Source organism: Actinomadura sp. 7K507 (assembly GCF_004348425.1).
Classification (GTDB): Bacteria; Actinomycetota; Actinomycetes; order Streptosporangiales; family Streptosporangiaceae; genus Spirillospora.
This window is the reverse complement of sequence record NZ_SMKK01000443.1, coordinates 1-3,176: the sequence shown is the minus strand read 5'-3', so window position 1 is coordinate 3,176 and position 3,176 is coordinate 1. Positions and strand designations below refer to the sequence as shown.

3 protein-coding genes and 1 pseudogene are annotated in these 3,176 nt (G+C 66.8%); all 4 read left to right on the top strand.

Annotated features, from left to right (window positions below; genetic code table 11):
* Positions 1-96 precede the first annotated feature (96 nt).
* Positions 97-1,116, top strand: a pseudogene (locus tag E1285_RS44130) (helix-turn-helix transcriptional regulator).
* Entirely contained in the window at positions 1,113-1,310 is a 198-nt protein-coding gene (locus tag E1285_RS48035) for a DUF397 domain-containing protein (protein WP_243723476.1), read from the top strand. The pseudogene E1285_RS44130 and the gene E1285_RS48035 overlap by 4 nt, the downstream one beginning before the upstream one ends.
* A 105-nt stretch (positions 1,311-1,415) precedes the next feature.
* The gene (locus E1285_RS44120) at positions 1,416-1,871 is read left to right on the top strand and encodes a GNAT family N-acetyltransferase (protein ID WP_132160866.1); all 456 of its coding nucleotides are present in this window, start codon (positions 1,416-1,418) and stop codon (positions 1,869-1,871) included.
* A gap of 101 nt (positions 1,872-1,972) precedes the next feature.
* On the top strand, positions 1,973-3,176 hold a 1,204-nt coding region (locus E1285_RS44115), incomplete at its 3' end, for an HNH endonuclease signature motif containing protein (protein ID WP_132160865.1).

Below are 3,176 nucleotides of genomic sequence, written 5' to 3'. Positions count from 1 at the left end.
GACCACCCCCTCCGCCAGCCCCCACTGGAGCGCCTGCGACTCGACGATCAGCCGCCCTGCCGAACGACGTCCGGCGTGGCGAGAAATCCCCGCCGCATGGCCCAAGGCCCCGCCATCGTCCTTTCCGCTCGAACCAGGGAGCCCGTTATGTCGAACTCACCCTTTCTGGACCGCCGCCTGAAGATCATTCCCTTCACCGCTCCCGTCGCTCGTTGTGGGCAATCAGCCACACATCGTGGGACTTTCTGGCTACCGTTCAGAAGTGGGACCGGCTTTACTCAACTCGATACTTCCGGAGGGCAACTCATGGTGAATCGGAAGCGACTCGACCCGACCGAGTCCGTGGCCGCACTTTTCGGGGCAAAGCTCCGAAATCTTCGGGACAAAGCCGGACTTTCCCAAGCCCAACTCGCAGAAGCGGTCAACTACTCGAACGACACGATCTCCAAGGTGGAGACCGCAGCCCAGGCCCCGTCCCCCGAACTCGCCGCGCGCCTCGACGCCCACTTCAACACCGGCGACACCTTCCAGGAGCTCCAGCCCCTCGCCGCCAAGGAGGGCATCCCGACCTTCTTCCGCCCCTACGCCGAACTGGAGAACACCGCCGACGCCCTCCGCGTCTACGACCACCTCGTCGTCTCCGGTCTGCTCCAGATCGAGGACTATGCACGCGAGGTCATGCGTCCCGGACAGCTTCCATGCGACCTGGACCGGACGCTCGCCACGCGCATGGCACGCCAGGAGGTGCTGCGCCAGGACAAGCCACCCTGGGTGGTCGTCCTCCTGACGGAGACGGCGATCAGGACCGTCGTCGGCAACAAGGAGATCACGAAGGCGCAGCTCAGCAGGCTCCTCGATCTATGACAGGAGCCCAACATCAGCATTCTGATCGCTCCGGCCAATTCGCCGGTCTACCCCGCGAGCGGATTCACTCTCCTGACCAGGAGCGACGAACCCGATATCGGCTACGTGGAGGGCGCAGGCGGCAACGGCCTGGTAATCGAACTAAGCTCGAAAGTGGAGCAACTCCGGCGCTTGTGGGACATGATCTGCAAAGTCGCCCTGACCGATACGGCCTCGGAGGCTCTGATCCGCGAGGTGATGGAGGGCTTGTGAACGATGGGAAGCGCGCCACCTGGCGCAAGAGCAGCCACAGCACTCAGGAGGGCGGGCAGTGCATCGAGCTGGCTGCCCTCGGCGCCGCCATCGCCGTCCGGGACAGCACTGACCCGACCGGCCCGATCCTCGACTTCGGTCGTCCCGCCATGGCCAGGCTCGTCGGACGCATCAGGACGGGCGAACTCAACTGACGACCGCCTCCATCAGCCCCCTCTCCGGGAGGGGGCTTTTCAATCGCGAGGATGGTCGACGGGATAATGGGACGGAGTTCGCAGGGCGCTGGCGAAGGGGGCGATATGAACATCGTCGTGGACGACCTGTCCGGCCCGGAGATCGCCGAGTTCCTCCGCGAGCACGTCCGAGAGATGCGAGCCATCACGCCACTCGAGAGCAAGCACGCTCTCGACCTCGACGCCCTGCGTGAACCCGAGGTCACGTTCTGGTCGGTGCTGGACGGTCCTTCGGTGGTGGGGTGCGGTGCCATCAAGAAGCTGGACGCCGTCCATGCCGAACTGAAGTCGATGCGGACGGCACCGAGGCGCAAACGCAGTGGGGTCGCCTCCTCGCTGATGGAGCACATCCTCACCGAGACCAAGGGCATGGGCTTCACCCGGCTGAGCTTGGAGACCGGATCCGCCGAGTTCTTCCTACCCGCGAGGAAGCTGTACGAGAGATTCGGCTTCGGCTACTGCGAGCCCTTCGCGGACTACAAGCCAGACCCGAACAGCGTCTTCATGACACGCCTGCTTTAGAGATCTTGCACCGCTCCGACTATCTGAGAGGTCTTACTACTCTCACCTAGAAATCTCATTCACCCCCGACACATAGCGCGACTGTTCGATAGCATTGAGTCATGTGTTCGACCGGGGTGATCGATGCGGCGTCGATGTCCACCAGTGAGCTGGTGGACGCGGCGGCGGCCATCGCGGCCGAGCTCGCTCTCCGGGAGGCGCCCGACTCCGCGGCCGTGTGCATGCGGGATGCCGAGACTCTGGCCCGGACCACCGACCTGCACGAAAGCGCCCTGGCCGGGCTGGTCTGCCGGGTGGACGCCGCTCGGGAGATGCACCGCTGGGGATACCCGTCCGCCCTGAGCTGGCTGCGCTCCCGCCTGGGCATGCGCGAGGCCCGCGCCAAGGAGCGCGTTGCCCTGGCTCGCCAGCGCCGCCGCTTGCCCACCGTGACCGAAAACCTCGCCCGCGGCCGGTTGCCCTACGGCTACGCCGCCACCATCGCCACAGCCGTCGCCCGCCTGAACGACGAGGACTGCGCCGCCGCCGAGAAGATCCTCCTGGACCTGACCGGACAGGGGTTCTCCGCCGGAAAGGTGGCTGCGTTCGGCACCCGGATCACCGACCTGATCGCCGAACGCGACGGCACCGGCGTCCCCGATGAGGACTCCCGCCGCGGCTACGAACGCTCCTGGATCGACTCCACCCGCTCCCTGGACGGCGGCCGCTACATCAAAGGGTGGCTGAACGCCGAGGACGCCGCCCTCTGGGACGGCACCCTGGGACCGCTGGCCAAACCCGCAGGCACCGACGACCGCCGCGACCTGTCCGAGCGCACGGCAGCCGCCCTCACCGGCGTGCTGGCAGGCGGCCACACCGCCACCAAGGTCACCGTCATCATCGACCTGGACACCCTCACCGGCGGCGCCGCCCCCGCCCGCCTCACCGACGGCACCCCGATCCCGCCCGAACAAGCCCGCCGCATCGCCCTGAACGCGGGCGTGTCGCCGCTCATCCTGGGACGCGGGAACATCCCCCTCTTCCTCGGCCACCGAGAGCGCTTCGCCACACCCGGTCAACGCCGCGTCCTGGAAACCCTCTATCCGACCTGCGCGGTCGAAGGCTGCGAAGTCCCCGGAATGTTGTGCGAAGTCGACCACGTCCACGGCTGGGCCCTCGGCCGCAACCCCACCGACATCGACAAACTCGCCCTCGCCTGCGGCTGGCACAATCGCTGGAAAGCCGCCAACCCCACACGGACCCACATCACCCGACACGCCGACGGCCGCTACACCTACCGCGCCGTGCCACCAGACGATCCACGCC